This is a genomic window from Methanobrevibacter sp. (genome assembly GCF_017940815.1).
In the GTDB taxonomy this organism is placed as follows: domain Archaea; phylum Methanobacteriota; class Methanobacteria; order Methanobacteriales; family Methanobacteriaceae; genus Methanocatella.
The window spans coordinates 1-23,083 of the sequence record NZ_JAGAXX010000085.1 but is presented as its reverse complement, the minus strand read 5'-3'; the positions used below and the strand labels follow the sequence as shown (position 1 = coordinate 23,083).

General features: G+C 34.2%; 12 protein-coding genes and 1 pseudogene. 6 read left to right on the top strand and 7 right to left on the bottom strand.

The features are described 5' to 3' along the window. Nucleotides 1-158: 158 nt before the first annotated feature. On the bottom strand, nt 159-1,562 hold the full coding sequence (locus ILA26_RS10235) for a hypothetical protein (protein ID WP_292896955.1): 1,404 nt from the start codon (nt 1,560-1,562) through the stop codon (nt 159-161). Nucleotides 1,563-1,817: 255 nt separating this feature from the next. Here ILA26_RS10235 and ILA26_RS10230 point away from each other — a divergent pair, with 255 nt between their 5' ends. The 5 genes from ILA26_RS10230 to ILA26_RS10210 all read left to right on the top strand — a co-directional run bounded on the left by ILA26_RS10230 (nt 1,818) and on the right by ILA26_RS10210 (nt 8,859). After that, complete coding sequence (locus ILA26_RS10230; protein WP_292896953.1) at nt 1,818-2,531, top strand: DUF4013 domain-containing protein; 714 nt, start codon at nt 1,818-1,820, stop codon at nt 2,529-2,531. Between the two features lie 134 nt (nt 2,532-2,665). Further along, nucleotides 2,666-4,354 carry an ATP-grasp domain-containing protein gene (locus ILA26_RS10225; RefSeq protein ID WP_292896951.1) on the top strand — a complete coding sequence of 563 codons (1,689 nt, stop codon included), beginning with the start codon at nt 2,666-2,668 and terminating at the stop codon, nt 4,352-4,354. 661 nt (nt 4,355-5,015) lie between these two features. Beyond that, nucleotides 5,016-6,581 (top strand): nitrogenase component 1, encoded by a 1,566-nt coding sequence (locus ILA26_RS10220; RefSeq protein ID WP_292896949.1) that lies wholly within the window; start codon nt 5,016-5,018, stop codon nt 6,579-6,581. 16 nt (nt 6,582-6,597) lie between these two features. After that, nucleotides 6,598-7,968, top strand: a complete 1,371-nt coding sequence (locus tag ILA26_RS10215) for a nitrogenase component 1 (protein WP_292896947.1) — start codon at nt 6,598-6,600, stop codon at nt 7,966-7,968. Nucleotides 7,969-7,986: 18 nt separating this feature from the next. Beyond that, the gene (locus ILA26_RS10210) at nt 7,987-8,859 is read left to right on the top strand and encodes a nitrogenase iron protein NifH (protein WP_292896945.1); all 873 of its coding nucleotides are present in this window, start codon (nt 7,987-7,989) and stop codon (nt 8,857-8,859) included. Nucleotides 8,860-9,067: 208 nt separating this feature from the next. Here the strand turns inward: ILA26_RS10210 and dltA are convergent, their stop codons facing one another. Further along, on the bottom strand, nt 9,068-18,040 hold the full coding sequence (gene dltA, locus ILA26_RS10205) for a non-ribosomal peptide synthetase (protein ID WP_292896943.1): 8,973 nt from the start codon (nt 18,038-18,040) through the stop codon (nt 9,068-9,070). Between the two features lie 107 nt (nt 18,041-18,147). Here dltA and ILA26_RS10200 point away from each other — a divergent pair, with 107 nt between their 5' ends. Continuing rightward, complete coding sequence (locus ILA26_RS10200) at nt 18,148-19,872, top strand: MATE family efflux transporter (RefSeq protein ID WP_292896941.1); 1,725 nt, start codon at nt 18,148-18,150, stop codon at nt 19,870-19,872. Nucleotides 19,873-19,883: 11 nt separating this feature from the next. Here ILA26_RS10200 and ILA26_RS10195 read toward each other — a convergent pair whose 3' ends face one another. The 5 genes and pseudogenes from ILA26_RS10195 to ILA26_RS10175 all read right to left on the bottom strand — a co-directional run. Then, nucleotides 19,884-20,021: a hypothetical protein gene (locus ILA26_RS10195; protein WP_292896939.1), complete on the bottom strand. Its 138-nt coding sequence runs from the start codon at nt 20,019-20,021 to the stop codon at nt 19,884-19,886. 136 nt (nt 20,022-20,157) lie between these two features. Further along, nucleotides 20,158-21,675 (bottom strand): MFS transporter, encoded by a 1,518-nt coding sequence (locus ILA26_RS10190; protein WP_292896937.1) that lies wholly within the window; start codon nt 21,673-21,675, stop codon nt 20,158-20,160. A gap of 184 nt (nt 21,676-21,859) precedes the next feature. Beyond that, complete coding sequence (locus tag ILA26_RS10185) at nt 21,860-21,994, bottom strand: hypothetical protein (RefSeq protein ID WP_292896935.1); 135 nt, start codon at nt 21,992-21,994, stop codon at nt 21,860-21,862. A 268-nt stretch (nt 21,995-22,262) separates the two neighbouring features. Next, entirely contained in the window at nt 22,263-22,496 is a 234-nt protein-coding gene (locus tag ILA26_RS10180) for a GNAT family N-acetyltransferase (protein ID WP_292896933.1), read from the bottom strand. 470 nt (nt 22,497-22,966) lie between these two features. Beyond that, nucleotides 22,967-23,083 (bottom strand): annotated as a pseudogene (locus tag ILA26_RS10175) (IS5/IS1182 family transposase); the annotation flags it as partial.

Sequence of the window (23,083 nt, the reverse complement as noted above, 5' to 3'; positions counted from 1 at the left end):
TGTTATGCTCACTTTTTCAAGTGAACTGCCTAATAATTCAAAAAGCAATTAGCTTTCATGTCATATTTATTTACATCATATTATATAATTTTATAGAAAATTTTACCCTTTTACCAATACATCTTAAAAAAAATATTAAAAAAAAAGAAATAAGAAAGTTATCTTATTCTATTATAAATAAATGCCCCAATGGTAATAGCCACGAATGCAACTACTATAACCAATGCATTTTCAATAACATTAATCAGGAAACTACCCGCAGATTTCAAGAAGTCGAAAATCGCTTGAAGCAAGGATATTAATTGATTGAGTAAACCTAAAAGGAAATCTATCAAAGCAAACAGCAATCCTAAAAGTTGCTGAATAAGTCCTATAATGAAATTTATCAATGCAAATATTAATCCTAAAATTTGCTGTATAAGTGATATGATTGCTGAGATAAGTCCCGCAATGAAATTCAATACTGATGCAATTAGGTATAAAAGCTGATCAAGAGCAGCCAATAGAATGGCAAATAATTTTAAAATCCCCGAAAGCTCTTTCCATATCGATTCAAGCAGATCTATAAGTTCCTCAAGGGCATCCACTAACGACTGCAGTTCCTCCATGAAGTTTTCAAACAGATTTACCAGATCTTCTAAGGCATTAACCATCATTAGAAAATCATTAATTAATGTGTCGACAATAGGTTTCCAAGCATCATAGAGTGCATTTGCAAGGGCGAGCAAATAATCGTATAATTCCTTAAAGAATGTAGCATTTGTTCCATTATCTAGCTGAGTTAAATTTGTGACGTTGGTTGTATTTGTAATGTTGGTTGCATTTGTTGTATTTGTTGCATTTGTTGTATTTGTTAAATTAGTCAAATTATTGGTTTGATTAATGTTTCCACCATCATTTATTGTTCTAAATGATACGGTATATGCAAAATAATTAGATTCATTACCAGATACAGATTTTAAAACTTCAAAATCAAAAACAGCTTCTGTATTATTGTCTATTTTAACGACATCATGATTGCTTATTGATTCATGTGACTCCGCAATCGCTTCACCGACCTTGCCGCCTGCAGATCCGGTTTTTATAACACTGGCCATTACTTTTCCAATACTGCCTTCGGAATCGTGTCTGTAGCATTCGACTACGGCCCTTTTAAGTGTGTTTGAATGACTTGCTTTTGATGCAGAGACACTTTTGAAGTCATCCCCAGAACTTGCAGCATGTTTTGAATAATCAAGCCTAAATCCTCTATACCCATCACTAAACTTAATGTCATTTCCACTTCCTTTAGCTATGACATCTCCCTTTTTGGATTTATCATCCGTTTTGTTTTTATCCTTGGTATCGTCCTTGTCCGTATCATTCTTATCGGCCTTGTCGTCATCGACATCCTTATCATTATCGACATCCTTATCATTATCGACATCTTTATCATTATCGACAGCCTTGTCATGATCTGTAGCATCGGCACCATCATGAGTGGCATTTTCCGCCACAACAATACCTAAAAAACAAAAGGAAATTAATATAACAAGAATTAATGTAACTATTCTTTTGTTCATTTTATGCCTCTATGTTAATAATTTATATTATTCCCCTATATTAAGATTATGACAATTCTATCGGCATAATACATGTTTTGTCCATATTCGACCGTTAATTCATGGTTTAAATTTTAAATACTATTATCAAAATATATATTTGTAAAGCAGTTAAGTGTGATAGATATGAATTTACGTGAACTTATAACGGATGCTATTAAATATCCAATTAGCGATACTCGAAAATTTTTAATATTCTGTGCTTTAATTATTTTAATGAGCTTATCAACTATTGTTCCATCATATGGTGTTAAGAACAACACTTTAACCATCATTTTAACTCTTGTGACTTTAATCGTTTCATTTGTAGTTTTAGGGTACCTAGTTGAAATCATTAAGGGTGGAACAGAAGGCAGTAAAATCCTTCCAGACTTTGATTATGTAAAGCAATTTGTCATAGGCATTAAAGCAATGATTTTAGAGATAATCTATTTCATCATACCTTTAATCATTGTCATAATTGTCGCTTCCGCAAGTGGACTGTTTACATCATTCACAAAAATGGTATATGCCAGCATTGACGCTATAGCAAATAATGCAACCACTGCATCTATGATAATGGCGGCAATTCCAAAATCAACAATTAACACATTCACAAATGCGCTAACAGTTACATTAATTGTTGCAGTCATACTATTTATCATATTTTCATTGATGTCATTTACAGCACTTGTCAGATTTGCAAAATCCGGAAGCGGAACCGAAGGTTTAAGATTCAAGGAAATATTAAAGGACATGTCAAAAATTGGCCTTTTAAAAATTATTGTTACCTTGATTGTAATTTATTTAATTGCATTGGTTTTATCAGCGGTCATCGGAATTATCGGATTGATTCCATATATCGGCGTTTTCATAGGCATCTTTGTTGGATTGCCATTTATAATGCTGTTTACATTCAGGGCAATCGGTTTATTGTATGCGGATGCATAACATTAAACCAATTTTTTCTTTTTTTAGAACAACTCACTATTTTTTTATGAAATAATACTAAAACTTTCACCATTTATCTACACATTTATAAACAAAGTAAAATAAATAATCCATTATAGCATAAGAGGGAGATTATGAAACATATCATAGTAGTGGATTGCATTTCATCAGGAACAAATTACATTGAAGATATTGTAAATAGAGGATATAAGCCCGTCATACTGGAATTGTTGCCTGGTGAAGCGAATCCTGAAGAATATAAACAAAAAATGCAAAGCAATTACAGTAGAATTGAATATGAATATGATATTATCTATGAACAGGACACTTATGAAAAAACTCTTGAAACAGTTCGCAAACTAGATCCTTTGCTCATAGTTGCAGGCAGCGAACGTGGAGTTATCCTAACATCAAGATTATCAAACGATTTGGGCCTTTTGGGAACCCCAATAAAACATTTGGACTCCATGACCCTAAAAGATAAGATGCATGAAAGACTTGCTGAAGCAGGGCTCAGGCACATCAGGGGAAAGGTTGTCACTTCAATTGAAGAAGCAATCGAGTTTTATGATTCTCAATCCCTAAAGGAGGTAGTTATAAAGCCTATTTATAGTTTTTGTTCTGTTGGAGTGCGTATTTGCTTAAACAAACAGGAAATGATTGATTCCCTAAAAGAGATATTTAACAAAAACAATGCATATGGTGATGAAAATACTGAACTTCTGGTTCAAGAACGCATCAACGGAGAGGAATATATAGTAAATACTACCTCATGTGAAGGAATCCCTCGCCTAATTTCAATGTGGAAATATGAAAAGATCAAGACTTCTGAAGGAGCCATAGTTTATGACACCATCAATTCAGTGAACAGCTTAAATTTGGGCGAAGCTGAAATGGTGGAATACGCATATGATGTAGTTCGTGCAATCGGAATAGAGTATGGTCCTGTTCATGGAGAATACATGATAGATGATAAGGGACCAGTGCTCATTGAAGTGAACTGCCGCCCAGCGGGTTTGAGCATGAAATCCGAATATCTTGACATGATTTTTGGCCAACACGACACAGATTCAATTTTAGATTCATATCTGAATCCTGAACGATTTAATGAACAAAGAAAACAGATTTACAGACCTCCTGGAAACGGAACCGTGAAACTGTTCATTGCTCCAGAAGACATTCTTGCAAAGTCCGTTCCTATGATGAACATCGCTCCAAAATTAAAAAGCTATTTTGACAGCACACTACATAAAATTAATGAAACAGAGCTGTTTGTCAAAACTGAAGACCTGAACACAACCTGTGGCATTATATTTTTGGCCAACACCAACCGAAATGCAGTTGATGAAGACGTTGAATTCTTAAGAAGCGTTGAGAAAAATGCATTTCAATTGATTTTAAGCGAAGAATCTGACGAAGACAAAAAGATAAATAAGAAAGAGATAATCAGCAGGCTTCAAAATCTCATCAAATCCACAGAAAAATACGGGCATGGCTTATTGATAACCGACCAGGATATTCCAGACACAAATATCCTGCAACTCAAACCGGAAAATATCCGCAGGCTGCATGGTCATTTCGATTATATCCTTATCAATTTAAATAAAAGCATTATGGCCCTGAATGACGAGGAATCAATCAAGTTAATTTTTAAAATATGCTCTTACATTAAGGTCGGTGGATTAGTATTTATTCCAAAAAACACCTACGATTACCTTCCAGGCGGAAGAAAAGGAGTGGAAGCCATGGTGAAAAATTCAAATTTCAACATAGAGGCTCCACCATTTGGAATTAAAAATGCAGTTATTGCATCAAAAAGATAATTGAAACTAAACATTGCAAAAAGGAATATTATATTCCTTACATTGCAATTAGTTTACAACCCCACTAGGATGCAGTAATTACTTTTTGTAGAATTCAACCTACGATTTTCTTGAGTAATCTATATTTTAAGCGATTTTCAAACTGATATTGTCAAATTAAAGATTATTATACAAAATAATAGAAAAATGCATATTTAGTGCAAAAATCTATATGATTGCCATCAATGACAATAAAATGTATACAAAATGTATAAATATTTAAATACTATAAAAACCTATCCTATTATTACCAGACTACTTTTATAACAATAGTTATAAAAAATTAAACAAATACGAGATAAAGGTGAAAAAATATGTGTAGAAGTAAAATAATGAACCAAAAATGTTGTCACATGTGCATGCCTTTATACATGTGTATGTAATATTTTTTGTAAGTAAATGCTATTGTTAATTTTAATCTTTAAATAAAGATTTATTTTTTTCCTTTTAATTAATAATAATGTTTTTTAAATGCCAGACCTTTATTTTTAAATTATATTATGGGAAATTTTCAATTAAGCTGTTATGAGAAGTTTAATTAATTTTTAACAATTGAATGAGAGATATTGACTTCCAATATATAATATAACAATTGTTATATACAATACGGATGGTGAGAAATATGGCTAATAAACATGACAAACATCATAGAAAGGGATCATGTAAAAGAAATAAAATTAAAAAAATACTTGATTTAGACAAAGATACCTGCCCTAACAGAGAACAAAGGGCTAACGGTACCAACGTATATTACGGTAAAGCATCTGAATTGCTAAATGATGCAAAACAAAGAAACATAAGAATTCCAGACAGAAAATTCCAACAATCAGGAGGTTGTGTGTTAAATTTCTATCTTTCAAATAGAGTAACCACAATTCGTGATGCAGTGACAATATTCAACGCTCCTGTTGGATGCTCTGCAGGTTCTCTAGGTTACAGAGAGTTATATCGTGGAGTTCCTGAGTCATTGGGCAGAACAAATGAATATAATTCCGCATGGCTAACAACCAATTTACAACAGGATGACGTTGTATATGGAGCTTCTGAAAAACTCAGAGATGCAATTTTAAAAGCAGAAGAAAGATACAACCCTCAGGCAATATTCATATTAACCTCATGTACCACCGGAATTATCGGTGAAGACATTGAAGGAACAGTTGATGAGGTTCAAGATGAAGTAAACGCTAAAATTGTGCCTATCCATTGTGAAGGTATTAGAAGCAGATTGGTGCAAACCGGTTACGATGCATTTTGGCATGCAATCCTAAAATATCTTGTTAAGGAACCTGAGAAAAAGCAAGAGGACCTTGTTAACGTTGCAAGTATGCTATCCTACACCTGGCAAGACAGACTTGAAATAAAAAGATTGCTCGGAAAACTAGGACTTAGAGTTAACTTCATTCCAGAATTTGCGACAGTTTCCGACTTTGAACAGCTGTCTGAAGCAGCAGTAACAGCTCCAATATGCCCAACATATACTGATTACTTATCTAGAGGATTAGAGCAAAAGTATGGAGTGCCATATTTCCTATATCCTTCCCCAACAGGTATTTCCAATACTGATGAATGGTTAAGAAATATAGCCAAATATACCGGAAAAGAGGATGAAGTTGAAAAACTCATTGAAGAGGAACACAAAATTTGGGTTCCTAAAATGAATGCAATTAAAGACGAATTTGTTAAATTAAGAAAAAACGGTAAAAAACCAACTGTTTTAGGATCACTTGGTCAGGGAAGATTGGTTTCTCAAATGCCTTACTTTGACGAATTAGGTTTGGCGACACCTGCTGCAATGGCTCAAGATTTTGATGACTTGCTGATAGACGAATTAGAAGAAATTATTGAAAATAATGGAGATTTCCAAATAATGGTCAATACGTTCCAAGCTGCCGAACAGGCTAACGTAACCACTAATTTAGATCCAGATTTGACATTAACCTGCCCATTCCAAGGAGGTACCTGGGAAAGAGACAATAATGTAACAAGAATTCACTCTTTAAGAGGAGATCCCGAACCGACCAGTGCCCAATCAGGTTATGCTGGTGCAATAGCATTCGGTAACTTCCTGTTGCATGCATTTAAAAACAAATCTTATCATAAGACCTTAGCGGAAAAAACAGAAAAAAGTTATAAAGATTGGTGGTATGAACAGGACAATCCATTATACTACCTAAATGAAGGAAAATAATCTAGGAGGAATTATATTGACTTGCAAAAAAGCATTAGAGAATAAGTCAGGAATATTAACTAATGTTGAGAATTTTGAAAGAGACTCAGTTGAAGCCCCAAGATACAGTTGTGCTTTAGCGGGAGTTTATGGAACCACATTAGGAATTAGAGGAGGAATTCCAATATTACACTCCGGTGCCGGATGTGGTGTCGGACAGTTATTCGGAACATTATACGCCGGAGGAGAATCAGCAGGAGGAAATGAAGGGGGAACAAGTACCCCTTGTTCCTGTCTGGTTGAAGAGCATGTGATTTTAGGTGGTGAAGAAAAACTCAGAAATTTAATAGAATCCACAATTGAAATAGCAAATGATGACTTGTTTGTCGTAACCTCAGGTTGTGTTCCGTCATTAATTGGTGATGATGTTGACCAGGTAGTTGATGAATTCAGAGACAAAGCGGCCGTAATTCACGTCAATGCACCAGGATTTAAAGCAAATTCATTAGAAGGATATAATTTATTCTGGGATGCGATAATTGACCAGCTGCTGCCTGATGACGCTGGAGACATTGAGGAAAAAACCGTTAATATTTTCGGAATTGTTCCATATAACCATGTTTACTGGAAAGGCGATTTATTAACAATAAAAACCCTTTTAGAATCAATAGGTATCAAAGCTAACATAATATTCACTCAAAAAAATGGTTTAGATCATATTAACAGGATTCCTTCAGCAGAGTACAATATTGTTGTAAATCCATGGTTAGGCGTTAGGGCCGTTGAAAAACTAAAAGAAAAATATGGGACACCATTCATCAAGTTTCCGAATGTTCCAATTGGAGCAAAGCAAACCGCTGAATTCCTAAGAAAAGTCGGTGAAAAATTATCCGTTCCATCTCAAACAGTTGAAGAGTTTATCAATCAGAAAGAAGACTGGAACTACAGGCTGATGGAATATCCCGGTGATGCGATCATATTGGTGCGTCCGAATTCATTCTATGCAGTTGCCGCCGAAAGCAGTTACGCCATTGGATTTACTAAATTTTTGGCAAATGAATTAGGATACTTGCCGGACATCATTCAAATTACCGACAATCCTCCAGTTGAAGTTAGAAATGAAATATTGGATGAAATTAAAAATAATCTAGACACAGTGGTTGAACCGGATGTGGTATTTGAAGCTGATACCTATAAGATTAGGAAAAACCTAGAAGATAGGCCATTTTTATTCCTATTTTCCAGTTCAATCGAATCCCCAACATCAATAGAGGATTATAATGCATTACATATCCCTATTTCATATCCGATATATAACAAGTCTGTTCTTGTAAAGCATTATGCAGGATATGACGGAGGATTGACACTGGTTGAAGACATTGTAAGTTCATTTGTAGGACCGTTATAAAAAAAGAGGTGATAAATTATGCCAAAACAAATAGCAATTTATGGAAAAGGAGGAATAGGAAAGTCAACAACAACTTCAAATTTATCTGCAGCATTGTCAGATTTGGGATATAGTGTAATGCAAATAGGTTGTGACCCTAAAAACGACTCAACAACAACATTAAGAAAAGGTAAATCAATCCCAACAGTCCTGGACACCGTAAGAAAAAGATCAAGCGATTTGGACGAACTTGTTCATGAGGGATATAACGGAATATATTGTATTGAAGCGGGAGGTCCGGAACCTGGTGTGGGATGTGCAGGAAGAGGAATTATTGCAGCAATTGAACTATTAAATACGAACGGCGTCATTGACGAATATGACCCGGATATTATTATTTATGATGTTTTGGGAGATGTTGTGTGCGGTGGATTTGCAATGCCTATTCGTAAAGGAATTGCTGATCAGGTATATACTGTAACTTCATCTGATTACATGGCCATTTATGCTGTCAATAATTTATTCAAAGGAATATTAAAATATTCAAACAACGGTGGTGCATTATTGGGTGGTGTTATTGGAAATTCCATTAAATCATCCCTCCAAGAAGATATGATCAAAGATTTTACAGACAAAACTGATAGTGATGTAATTCAGTTTGTTCCAAGATCACCTACAGTAACACGCTGTGAATTGGATGGTGTGACAACTATTGAAGGAGCACCTGATTCCGAACAGGCAGAAGTTTACCGAAATCTTGCTAGAAAGGTGATTGATAATAAAAACAAGTTTTTACCAACTCCTTTCGATAATGATGACTTGTCTGACTGGGCATCCGGTTGGATTAATAAATTATTAGTGAATGAAAAGATTGAAAAGGACAATATTCAAGAGGGAAGCTCTGGAATATAATCATATTAAACATATACATATGTCAGCCTCGATTAGTTGAACCTCCGCCGTTATTAAACGGCGGGGATTCCTAAACCCAAAAAAAAAAACTATTTATTTTAAGCAAGCACCAACAGCAAAACAAACAGAAGGAATAAAATAATTGAAGTTTTAACTTAACAAATAAAATTGTTAAATAGATTTCATACGAACCCACATGACAGGCTCATTATGAATTAAAATACTTAATTATTTTATCAATATCCTCGCCAATAATTCTTTGATGAGTTGAATCAATGACAACATATTCATAATCTGATGAAATATCAGCCAATCTTTTTTCGAATAAATCTGAGGTTGATAAAAAGATTATCTTTGTTTTGACTTCAGGAGATTCAAAATTCAATTTAGAGTTAATTCTCACTACCTCCTCAAATTTATCAACAAAATCATCGGAATGCTTATCACCATCACTTACAAATTCATTAAAGACATCATCTGGAGATATTTCTTGATTTCTATCAAATAACAAATCACTATCAATAAAAATACATTTTTCAACAGTTTTATTATCATTTTCCAATTTTTCAGCCAGCAGGGAAGCAAATATGCAACCTAAGGAATATCCTACAATAATGTCGCCATCATTGAAAATATCTTTAATGGCATTGTAATATGCATCCAAAGTACAATTGCCGTTATCCATGTCATTCAACTGATCCAAATGTAATGAATACTTAATATCGTCAATTGTATAAATATTACCTTCAAAATCAATATTATCGATTAATTTAGAAAATATTAAAGATAATCCTCCTATTGGAGGCAATAAAAACATGTTCTTATCAGCATTGCCCCTTTTAGATAAAACAAATCCATATCCTTCAGGTTCATTATCAACATGTTGCGCAATATTGTATGGTGTTCGAACAGTCAAAATACTGCTTACATCAATATTGACCGATTTTTTAGTTAATATTGACATGAGCCTAATTGCCTTTAATGAATCCCCGCCCAAATTAACAAAATCATCATGTATTCCTATTTTTTCAAAGTTAAACAATTCTTCAAATGCCTCGACAATTATCTTTTCTGTTTGTGTTGTTGGTGCGACATACTCAACACGCAAATTGCCCACATCAACTTCAGGCAATGCACGTCTGTCAACTTTACTGTTAATGTTCAAAGGAATGCAATCCAATTTCATTACAAATGATGGAATCATATATTCAGGCTTGCGTTCGGCCACATAATCACAAACCGCATCCTTAAGTTCATCATCATCAAACTCTTCATTTACCACAACATATGCTACAACTTCATTATTTTCCCCATGTTTAACAGTTTGAACGGTCACGTCATTCACATAATCAATTTCACGAATTACCTCCTCAATTTCCGGCAATTCGACACGGTTTCCTCTGATTTTGACCTGACTATCCTGACGACCGACGATACCCAAAGAGTTATCTGGCAAGAACCTTACAATGTCTCCTGTACGATACAATAAATGGAAATCATCATTATCATCGAAAGGATTTTCAATGAATGCATTGGCGTTTTCCTCGTCACGGTTCAAGTATCCTTCAGCAACCTGATAACCTGAAATGTACAATTCGCCGACTGCACCAAATGGAACGCGCCTGCCTTCAGCATCCAAGATATATGCTTTAACATTATATGACAGGAAACCGACTGAGGAATAATCTATTTTTTCATTGACAACAACAGTATTTGTGAACGTGTATGATTCTGTAGGACCATAGACATCAATTAACGTGAATTCATCAGGACCTGCAAATTCACCCAGTTTTTCACCACCCGTGAGCAATATCTCCAGGGAAGTTTCATCAATGTGGTTAATGAAGAGCTTTGCCACTTGAGTAGTCATGAACGTATGCTTGATTCCTTGCTCAATATAATAACTATTTAATTCAGACATGTTCAATCTAATTGAAGCTGGAACAACAGATAAACAAGCACCAGCATAAACTGTGGCAAAAATAGCAAAGCTAGATGCATCAAATCCAATAGATGAATATAAACCGAAAACATCCTCACTGTCCAAACCGTAAGTATCTTTATAATACTGGGAAATATTTAAAACAGACTTTCGAGTAATCTTTACACCTTTAGGAATGCCGGTTGATCCGCTGGTGTATAATATGCAAGCCAAATCACCATTGACAACAGGCAAACTTCCCAAACTTCCAATATCGCCTTCAACTATTTCCGAAATGTTTAAAACATCACCCGAAAATAACGCTTTAGCACGACCATATGTTTCATCGCTTGCAATGATGACCTTGGAGGCGGTATCCCCAAGTATGAATTTTATACGGTCATCCGGATGCTCGTCATCCAACGGAACATAAACTGCACCAACAGATAAAATACCCAAAACGCTAAACATGTAATGCTCGCTACGTTCGGTTAAGAAAGCAACATTGTCCTGTGGTTTAACGCCCAAATCCATTAATCTTTTTGCAATTTCATAAGCAATGTAAGCTCCTTTAGCATAACTATATGATTTCTCATTATAGGACACTAGTTTATTTTCAGGACATCTGAAAAGATTGTCATTGAATGCATCCATAATGTCATCAAATGCCAATAGATGATTTGTATTGTTGCAATCATCCAGGAGCATTATATCAGATGAAGCGGTGCAGTCAATTTCAGATAATTTGTTAACATTAACCATATCAGATAAAATCAATTTATATGAATCGGCAAAACGAGTAATCAGGTCTTTAGAGTATTTATCGGAATATACAATATTCAACATATAATTGTCGGCCTTTTGAATTACCTCTACACTCAATTCACATATCAAATCATCCATTTCATCAATGATATTTTCATTAACTATCCTGTCGAATGTGTTTTCACTGAAAGTCACATCATCCTTAACAAACCATTCAGGCTGGAATTGGAACAGTATATCGGAATTAATTTCGTATTTGCTGGCCATTAACCTGAACGGATAATAATTATATCCCATCACGCCGTAAACAAGTTCGGACATATACTCTAAAAAGGAATTGATGTCCCGGTTTTTGCAATCAACTACCAACGGCAAAGTGTTTACATACATTCCTATGGAGTTGAAATTGTTTAATCTGTCACGGCCATTATCAATAATATTAAAGAACACCTTATCATTTCCAACAAACCGGGATAATGTATATGCAAAGACACTTGTGAACAAAACATTTTCGCTGACATCATTTTCTTCTAAAAACTCACCAATGCTCACATCCAAATCAATCTTATGGCTTCCGGGACCATCCGGATTGACGCTGGCCAATAGAATGCCCGTGTCCTCTGCATCCGCCAATAGGGATTCATAAAAGGAACCTGCAAGTTTAAATTCCTCCAATTCAGAAATCTGTTCATTAAAAGCAGGCACTTTTAAAAACATATCGTCAAATTCTATGAACTTATGATTTAAAACATTGAATAAATCATGCTCAAATACGGAAGAGGACAATCCATCAAAGATTAAATGGTGGAAAACAGCGAAAAGATTATACATCTCATCATTTTTAAGAATTAAAAATCTGCACAAACTGTCTTCTAAATCAAAGGGTTTGGTGACAAATTCACGTCCGAATTCATCACTAACTTCAGATTTAACAATGATTGATGGATTATTGCCTTTAACCAAGTAAGGGGAATCAAATTCCTCACTGATTCTCATGTTCAAGATCGGATGAACAATAAACATCTTTTCTATTGAGTCCACTAAACTTTCCACGTCATATTCTCTTGGAATGGTAATGTTGAGTGGAATAAGGTATGAATCGGTTTTATTATTTGCAAGGATATCCAAATAAATGTTCAATTGAGATTCCGTTAAAGGACAGCCTGTTTCTAAAGAATATTTATCCACATCAAAGCTGAATTCCCTAATGCTTCCCGCAATTGCCAATGGAGTGCGTAAATTTAAAATATCCGCAACAGAAATATTATATCCCTCAAGATATGAGACCAATTTGATTGCCGTTAGTGAATCACCGCCAAGACGAACAAAATCATCATTCAGACTGATTCTTTTTTGACCGAATACCTTCTCGAAGGCATTCACAATTAATTTCTCATCTTTGGTACTAGGTGCAAGATATTCCGCACGTAAACTACTCATATTCACTTCAGGCAGTGCTCTTTTATCCACTTTACCGTTGACATTTAAAGGAATTTCATCCAATTTAACTACAAATGAAGGAACCATATATTCGGGCTTTTGCTGGCCAACATAATCACAAATGAAATCATGCAAATCATTACCATCCAATTCATTTGTCACAACCACATATGCAACAAGCTCCTTGTTAGCACCATTACTAATAGTTTGAATGGTCACATCTTCAACAAAGCCAATTTCACGAACCACCATCTCTATTTCAGACAATTCAACACGATTTCCCCTGATTTTAACTTGACTGTCACGACGATTAAGGATAGCTAAAGTTTTATCCGGCAACAATCTAACCATATCCCCGGTACGGTACAAGGTTCCGTAATCTTCATCATCATCAAATGGATTATCAATGAATGATTTAACATTATCCTCTTCACGGTTCAAGTAACCATCAGCAACCTGATAACCGGAAATATACAATTCACCGACGGCACCAACCGGCACACGTCTAAATTCATCATCCAAAATATACACTTTACTGTTATAGTTAATCTGACCGATGGATGATGAATCGATCTTATCTGAGTTGTTGATTGATGATATGAATGCGAATGTTTCTGTTGGTCCGAATCCATCAATTAAAAGATAATCTTCAGGGCTTTCAAAATCACCTAATTTCTCACCGCCAACCATTAAAACATCTAAAGAAGCATCATCAATATTTTCCATGAACAGTTTACCTACCTGAGTGGTCATCATACAATGGTTAACATCATGATTTAAGAAATACTTGTTTAATTCATACACATCGAGCCTAATTTCATCCGGAACAATTGACAGACAGGCTCCTGCATATAATGTTTGGCAAATTGCCCATGAACCTGCATCAAAACCAATATTGGCAAACAAGCCGTAAACATCATCACTGCCAAAGTTGAACTTACTGGAATAAACGGCAGCGACGTTAAGAATGGATTTTCTTGTAACTTTTACTCCTTTAGGAAAACCTGTAGTGCCACTTGTGTATAAAATACATGCAGTATCCCCATACACAACAGGCAAACTTGATAATCTGCCCAAATTTTCTTTAAAATCTGAAATATTTAAAAATGATGCATTATCTGTTAATTTACTTGCACGTTCATAAGTTTCATCGCTGACAAGAACAACCTTAGCGTCAGAGTCATTCAATATGAATCCTATACGTTCATCGGGAAGCGCATCATCTAAAGGAACAAAAGCTGCACCCGAAGATAGAATGCCCAATACCACAAACATGTACAGTTCAGATCTTTCAACCATAAAAGCAACATTATCCTGCGGCCCAACACCCATATCCCTTAAATGATTAGCTATCTTATCCGCAATGAAGGCACCTTCAGCATAGCTATAGGATGCATCATTAAAAGATACCAAAGCATTATCCTGATTTTTACCTAGATGGTCATTAAAAGCATCAAGGATATCGTCATAATCCCAGTAATGGGAATTCTGATTAATAGAATCTAAAAGTTCAATGTCAAATTTTGAAATAAATTCAATGTCGGATAACTCGCTAACATTGATTAACTGTGATAAAATCAATTTATATACTTCACCGAATCTTCTCATCAGATCTTCAGAATATTTATCAGAATACAAAAGAATTAAATTGTACTCATTACCATTTTGAACAACATTTGCAGTCAAATCATTGATTGAATCCGCCGCACGTAAAAGGTCTTCATCATCAAAATAAATTTTTTCATCGTCTTCATCGACAGAAACCCAATCCGGCAGGAATTGGAATATTATGCTGGAATCAATATCATACTCACTTGCCAATAATCTAAATGGATAATAATCATATCTCATCACATCATAAATCAAACCGGACATATAGTTCATGAAATCTGAAATGTTGTGATTTTTACAATCAACTAAAATAGGCAAGGTGTTTACAAACATGCCAATTGCGCCATAATTATTGAATCTATCACGGCCATTATCAGTTATATTAAACAGAACTTTATCATCGCCGATGAATCTTGATAAGGTGTAAGCAAATACTGCTGTAAATACAACACTTTCATTTACAGTTGTTTTGGATAAAAATGATTTAAATAAATCTAAATTCAAATCCAAATCAAATTCCATCATTCCCTCACCATCACTGGAAACGCTCTTCAATAGAACACCGGCATCATCACTATCAGCCAACATGGAACCATAGAACTTGCCCGCACTCTCATACTCTTGTGAATTTTGAATTTGCTGAGTGAATGCAGAGACTTTCAGGAAGGAATCATCAACATCAACCCCGTCTCCATTAAGGATTGATTCCAAGTCCTGTTTGAATACTTCATTGGATAAAGCATCGAATATCAAGTGATGGAATACTCCAAATAACTGGCATTCATCATCAGTTTCAACAATTAGGAATCTTGATAAACTATCATACAAATCAAATGGTTTAGTGAAGAAATTATCGATGCGCTCATCATCAGCATTATGATCTATGGAAATCTCCGGTTTAGACCCCTTTACCAAATATGGAACATCTTTACTGTCATCAATACACATGCCTAAAATCGGATGCACATCCAACATTGTGTTTAATGCCTGGCAAATCCTATCGACATCCAATTCCTTATCAATATTCCTCCTAAATGGAATATGGTAAGAATCAAATTTATTATTTGCAATAACATCCAAGTACACATTCAATTGAGGTTCATTTAACGGACATCCCTCTTTTATGGAATAAACATCCAAATCAAACTCATCATCTCTTTCAATGAATTTGGCAATGGCTTCGGGAGTACGTAATTTTAAAATATTTGCCGCTGAAAAATTAAAGCTTTCAAGGTATGACAAGAATCTGATAGCAGTTAATGAATCTCCTCCCAGACGGACAAAGTCATCGTGAATGCCCACATTTTCCTGGTCAAATATCTTTTTAAATATTCCTACAACGGTTTTTTCAGCTTCAGTTCTTGGTGCAACATACTCTGCACGGAATTTATCACGGTCAACAGCAGGCAATGCACGCTTATCTACCTTGCCATTAACATTTAAAGGAATGGCATCCAACTTTATCACAAATGAAGGAATCATATATTCAGGCTTACGTTCGCCAACATACTTTGAAACAACATTATTGAGCTCCAATTCGTCCATGTCATTATTTACAACAACATAAACTACAAGCTCATTGTTTGTGTTATGCTTAACCGTTTGAACAGTTACATCCTCGACATAATCTATTTCACGAATTACCTCATCAACTTCAAGCAATTCAACACGGTTTCCCCTGATTTTAACTTGACTATCACGGCGACCAACAACCCCCAGAGAACCATCCGGCAGATAGCGCATGATGTCACCTGTACGATATAACACTTTATAATTTTCATCATCATCGAACGGGTTTTCTACAAATGCTTTAGCGTTTTCCTCATCACGATTCAAATATCCCTCTGCTACTTGATAACCTGCAAGATATAATTCGCCTACCGCACCAAATGGAACACGCCTTCCCTCATCATCCAGAATATACGATTTTACATTATTGTTGAGAAAACCGACAGAGGAAAAATCAATCTTGTCCTTGACAATGACACTGTTTGTGAACATGAATGATTCTGTCGGTCCGTATACATCAACCAATACAAAATCCTCAGGAGATTTGAAATCCCCTAATTTTTCCCCACCGGTAAGCAGGTATTTCAAGGAGGTCTCATCAACATTTTGAATGAAAAGCTTAGCCACCTGAGTGGTCATTACAGTATGGGTAATGTTCTGATTGAGATAATACCTATTCAATTCAACCATGTTTAGTCTGATGTCACTTGGAACGACAGATAAGCAAGCCCCCACATAAATGGCCGCAAAAATACCAAAGCTGGCAACATCAAAACCAATGGAAGCATATAAACCATAAACATCATCTTTTGACATTCCATAAGTGTCTTCATAATACTGCGAAATGTTTAAAATGGATTTTCTAGTGATTTTCACACCTTTCGGAAGACCTGTGGTGCCGCTGGTATACATCATGCATGCCAATTCACCACAAGTATTATTCAAGCTAGACAATGTTCCAATTTCCTCTTTAACAATATCGGAAATGTTTAAAAGAGTCAAATCAGCAAATAGATTCCTTGCACGTTCGTAAGTCTCATCACTTACAATAACAACATGAGATTCAGTATCCTTTACCATAAATTGTATACGATCATCGGGATGCGCCTCATCCAAAGGAACATAAACACCTCCCATGGACACAATGCCTAAAACGGACAGCATATACAATTCAGAACATTCAACTAAAAATGAAACGCAATCCTGTATTTTAACTCCCAGCTCAGCTAATTTATTAGCAATTTTATCTGCAAGAAACGCTCCTTGAGAATAAGTATAAAAAACATCACCATACGAAACAAGAACATTATCCGGAGATTCAGCAAGATGATAATTGAATGCATCCAAAATATCCCCATATTTTGACTGATGTTGAGTTTGATTATAAGAGTCCAAAATATCCAAATCAGATTTTGAAGTGTAAATGATATCCTTAAGCTCATTAACATTGAAAAAGCCACGGGCAATGCTCTTAAAGGAATTGGCAAAACGTTCTATGGTATCTTTAGAATAATTTTGAGAATGGATGATGGTTAAAGAATGGTTACAATTATCTTTTTTTGCAATATTGGCATTAAAATCAAATGAATCCATCTCTTCCAGTTGGCAATTAAAAATAATCTCCGGATTTGCATCAACAATATTTTTTTCACAATACCCAATAGATTCCCTAACGGAATCAATAAAGGAAAGAATATCTGAATTTTTACAGTCAACCAACAAAGGCAAAGAACTTGAATCATTTTGTGCAAGAGCAAACAAAACCTTTTCATTGCCTGTGAATCTAGATAATGTATATGCAAAAACACTTGTGAAAAAAACATCCTCCTCAACATCAAGTTTAGAGATATCCAACTTCAAATCTATGGAAAAACTACCATGAGAGTTATTTCCTATATCCTTTAATAAAATTCCTGCTTCATCAACATCAAACATAAAATCACATATAATTAATAATATTGAAAAAATATATTACTATAATTATAAAAAATTATCTATTGAATTTAAATATTGAAATAATGAATAATCAAATGGTAACCAATATGACATATGAGAGAAATTACAATCTTTTGAACGGCAAATTCAAGGAACTGTTCTTTCCAACACTAATGGCTTCAATAGCAGGCAACTTTGCAATACTTGCAGATGCATTTTTAATCAGCCTTTTTATGGGTCCATTAAATTTATTTGTCATACAATCCATTGAACCATTTGCATGCATTGTAAATGTCATCTACTGGCTAATAGGATTTGGGGGAAGCATCCTATGCACTCACGCCAGAGCAGAGTTTGACGATGAAAAGGGAAATGAGCTGTTCACGACTTCTTTGATTATTATAGTTTTAATCGGATTGTTTCTAACAGTCACAGGTTTATTATTTCCAGATTTTTACATGCAAATATTATGCCATTCAGATTATCTAAAACCTCTTGTCATGCAATATTTCCAATTGTTTATAATTGGTATTCCATTTTTATGTTACTTGACTGTTTTAGCTTACTTCATTAAAACAGACAATTTCATAAAATTACAGTTCAGATCATTTTTACTGGCGAATGTTGTTAATGTTATTTTCGATGTTATTTTCATGAAATTTTTGAATATAGGTATTTCAGGAGCTGCACTGGCAACTACAACCGGATTTTTTGTAGCTTCAATTTATATAACCACTTACTTTTTCAATTCAGAAGGAACACTGAAACTTATCAAAATAAAAACCTCAAAAATGGCGACATATATTGTTGATATTTTTAAAACAGGATTCTCCAGTGCTTCAATTCCATTATATCAAGCGTTAAAGTTACTGTTCATAAATATGCTGCTGAGTGGAATTCTGGGAAAAGTGGGTTTGGCAGCATTTAACATGTGCTTCAATACATTATCATTAGTGACTATTTTTATTTTAGGCACTGCACAGTCAATTTTGCCTATTGTATCAGTATACTATAAAGAAGGAGATTTCAATGGAATTGACTACGTTACAAGAAAATCATTGAAAATAGTCACAGGATTCGGCATATTCTTTTCACTGCTTTTTGCCATTTTCCCACAGGCAATACTGTTTTTATTCTCAGTAAATGACCATTCACAAATTCCAGTTATTATGAATGCAGTTAGAATATTTTCATTATGCTATTTAGGATACTCAATCAACCTATTGTACCTATTTTATGCACCATCTGTCGAATATGACAAATTGGCAAATGCCATATCCCTTTTGGAAGGCTTGATTCTTCCTGTAGCATTAACTTATCTATTTAATTATTTATGGGGCATCAATGGTATTTGGATTTCATTCGCAGTTGCAGAAATGTTAACCTTGCTATTTATTTTTGCATATTCCAGATATGTTACTAAAAAGACCAATGGTGAGTATTCAGGATTTTTCATAATAAAAAATAATTCCAACGAAAAGATGGTCGAATTTACAGTCAAAGGAACTATCAAAGAAGCTGTAACTTTATCAGAAAATGTTCGTAAATATTTTTTAGATACAAAATTCTCCGTTTTTGTCAGTCTGGCAATTGAGGAGATACTAGTTTACATCGTCAAGCATAACGAAAAATTAGACTGGATTGATGTTATTATTAGGGAAAACGAGGATGCAATTGTCATTTCAATTAAAGATACAGGAATTGAATTTGATCCAACCCAACCAGAAGAGTTAAAATCAGAAAACATAGATTTACTTAATCAACTTGCGGAAGATATTGATCACTCCCAAATATTAGGTTTAAATAATACAGTTATTACACTAAAAAAATAAGAAATTATAATTCAATATAATAATCTAGTTTGCGTGTCAATATAACTGGGTTCATTGACCTCTTTTACAACATCACTTTCCTTAACATCACCAATCAGCAATGGCGAATCTGGATTATGCAACTTCTGATTCCTTTTGACCAGCTTCATGTTAATGTTGGTATAACACACTTCAAAAATATCTACTACTTTTAGTGAAATTTATTCTATACTATTAAATCAAAACTCAATAGTTTCTGCCAACACCCAAAGCATTTAAAAAAAAAGGCAAATGAGAGATGAACTCTCATTGTTTTTTAATATTTTTATTTTTTATCCGGAGCGTTATAATTAACATAGTTGCTAACACGATGGCTAATGCATACATTACGGTTGCCATTGCATTCTGAATAATTATATCTGCAGTATCTACAACAATACTGTCTTGTCCCTCTATAGTGTCTAATTTTTGGAAGTAGTCATAAACCTCCTGATGGAATTGTTCATCTCCTGAATAATCAGGCGCATAGGTATCGACTGCAGTACTAATACCGCCCATAACTCCAAGAATTAGAATTATTCCAATGATTGCTGTACCCAATGAGGAACCTAATGTCTCACCAGTTGTAATAATACCAGATGCATTATTTTGGCCTTCAGCAGGAACATCGAATAATGCAACATCCGCTGCTAAAGCCATCATAAAACCAATACCTGTCCCAAGTAAAAACTGTCCTGGAATTAAATCCAGCATGTTTACATTTAATTTAAATTGATAACTTAAAATCAGACATCCTACAATAGATATTATACATCCTATTGCCATGAGTGTCTTGTGATTCAGTTTTCCCATTAGTTTTGGAGCGGTCAATGAAAAAATAAACAAAGCCATAACAAACGGAAGTGAAGCCAAACCAGTATCAAATGGATTTAACTGCAATACAGTTTGGAAAAACAGAACCATTACAAAAAATGTTCCTGATATTACAATATTATATAATAACTTAATAGATGTACCTATACACAAATTTTTGTCTCTAAATAATTCAACATCAAGCAATGGCACCTTGCCTGACCTTTTTCTTTTGAGTTCAAACCATATAAAGATTGCCAAGACTATCAATCCCAAAATTATCTCAATTATGCTGGTAGCAACATCCTTAGTCAGAGTCAAAATACCAAGGACAAGCAAAAGAAGACATATACCGGAAAGTATAGCACCAATAATATCAAGATCGCTTTTAGATTCAGTAGGTTTAAAATCAGGTATTTTATTTTGCATTACTAAAATAAATAAAATGAATATTAATTCAAATGCAAAAGTGTATCTCCAGCTGAAAAAAGTTGTAATAAGCCCACCAAGGAGTGGAGCTAAAATATCTGCAAGTCCTGCCATTACACCGAGAGTTGCCAAAGCAATTGTACGCTTTCTGCCGGAATATATCCCGCTTATTATTGAAACTATGGCAGGCAGCATTAATGCCGCAGCAACACCTTTAATCGCTGCCCATCCGACAAAAAACATTGTAACACTTGAACTTAATACTGCAGCAAATATTCCTATACCAAAAAGTGCAGCACCAATTACAAACAGTTTCTTTTTACCAACTATGTCCTGAAGTTTGGTACTGAACAGTATCAACGCAGCAGTGATAAGCGTACAAAACGACACAATCATTTGAATAGTACTAACATCAGCATTCAAATCAACAACAATTCGAGAAATGCTAACATTCATGAAGAAAGAGTCCAACACTATAATAAATGAAGCACAAGCCACAACTATTAAGGGAAACCAAGAATTTTCATTAGCCTTTTCATTCATATTTATTAATCCTCCAACATATTAATTTTAAAAAATTAAATATGATTTTATATTTGCTTTCCCAGCGATTAAATTTTTGGATTAAATTTTTATCATAATACTGCAAGAATACCCCAATATCTGTAAAACTGATTTTCAAATGCTTTCAGATGAAGTTTAAAATATCCAAGGTCGAACCTAATAACTACATTAATCTAGTTTGAGCATCAATATAACTAGGTTCATTAACTTCTCTTACAACATCACCATCTTTAACATCACCAATCAGCAATGGCGAATCAGGATTATGCAACTTCTGGTTCTTTTTAACCAGCTTCATGTTACTGTTCGCATAACACACTTCAAATTATCTACTACTTTTAGTGAAATTTATTTGATACGATACGAACAGAAGATGATTAAAAAGTAAATAAATTATCTACTACTTTTTTGTTAAAAATTTGTTTCAAAAAAATAAGACATTATAATTCAATATAATATGGACATATATTAACGAATTCATCATTATCTAATCTGAATCCTTTTGGAATGACACCAAGCTGTTTGAATCCCAATTTTTCATATAGATGTCTTGCAGACAAATTATCTTAAACAACAGCATTGAACTGAAGAATTAGAAAATCAAGTTCTTTTGCTTTTTCAATCGAATCCAAAACCAGTTTTTGACCAATGTGTTTTCCTCTGGCTTTTGAGGATACTGCATAGCTAGCATTGGCAATATGGCTGCATCTTCCCACGTTATTAGGATGGAGAATATACAGTCCAAGAATTTCACCGTCAAATGCAACTCCAACATGACTTTGACTGTTGAAAAAATCCAAACCTGTCTTTAATGTCAGTGCTTCTTCTTGTGGAAATGCATTGCCCTCTTAAACAATTTCATTCCAAATTGAACTCAATTCAGACAAATCATCCTTGGTAAATTCTCTAATAATCATCATTTAGTTAATTTAAAAATAATATTATATAAAATTTACATTAACCATCACCATTTATCATCTGAAACTTGTTTTGAAAAGTAGTTACCCATATGTATAGTTGAAACTTGAATTAATTTTTCGAAAACTCACCGTTAATCCAATAACCTGCCTATTAAAGTATAATTAATTATAATATACTTAATATAATTAACCGCATAGCTTATTTTGATAGATAACCTACTATTTAACATTATTGTGTAAGAATTCTCCGGCTTCTTTAAGCCGGGAGATGAATTGCACTTTTAAGGAGGTTTGTTGAATTTTTAGAATTTTTTTGCAAAATTAAAAAATTATTTAGGGGCCTGAATTTTTTAGTTCTCAGATAATTGTTGTATGGCCGTTTTTGAGTAGTATCCTTGTGATATGATTAGGGCTCCTAAAAATACATTTAGATATACGGTTTTTGCAACTGATTTTGGTGTGTATTT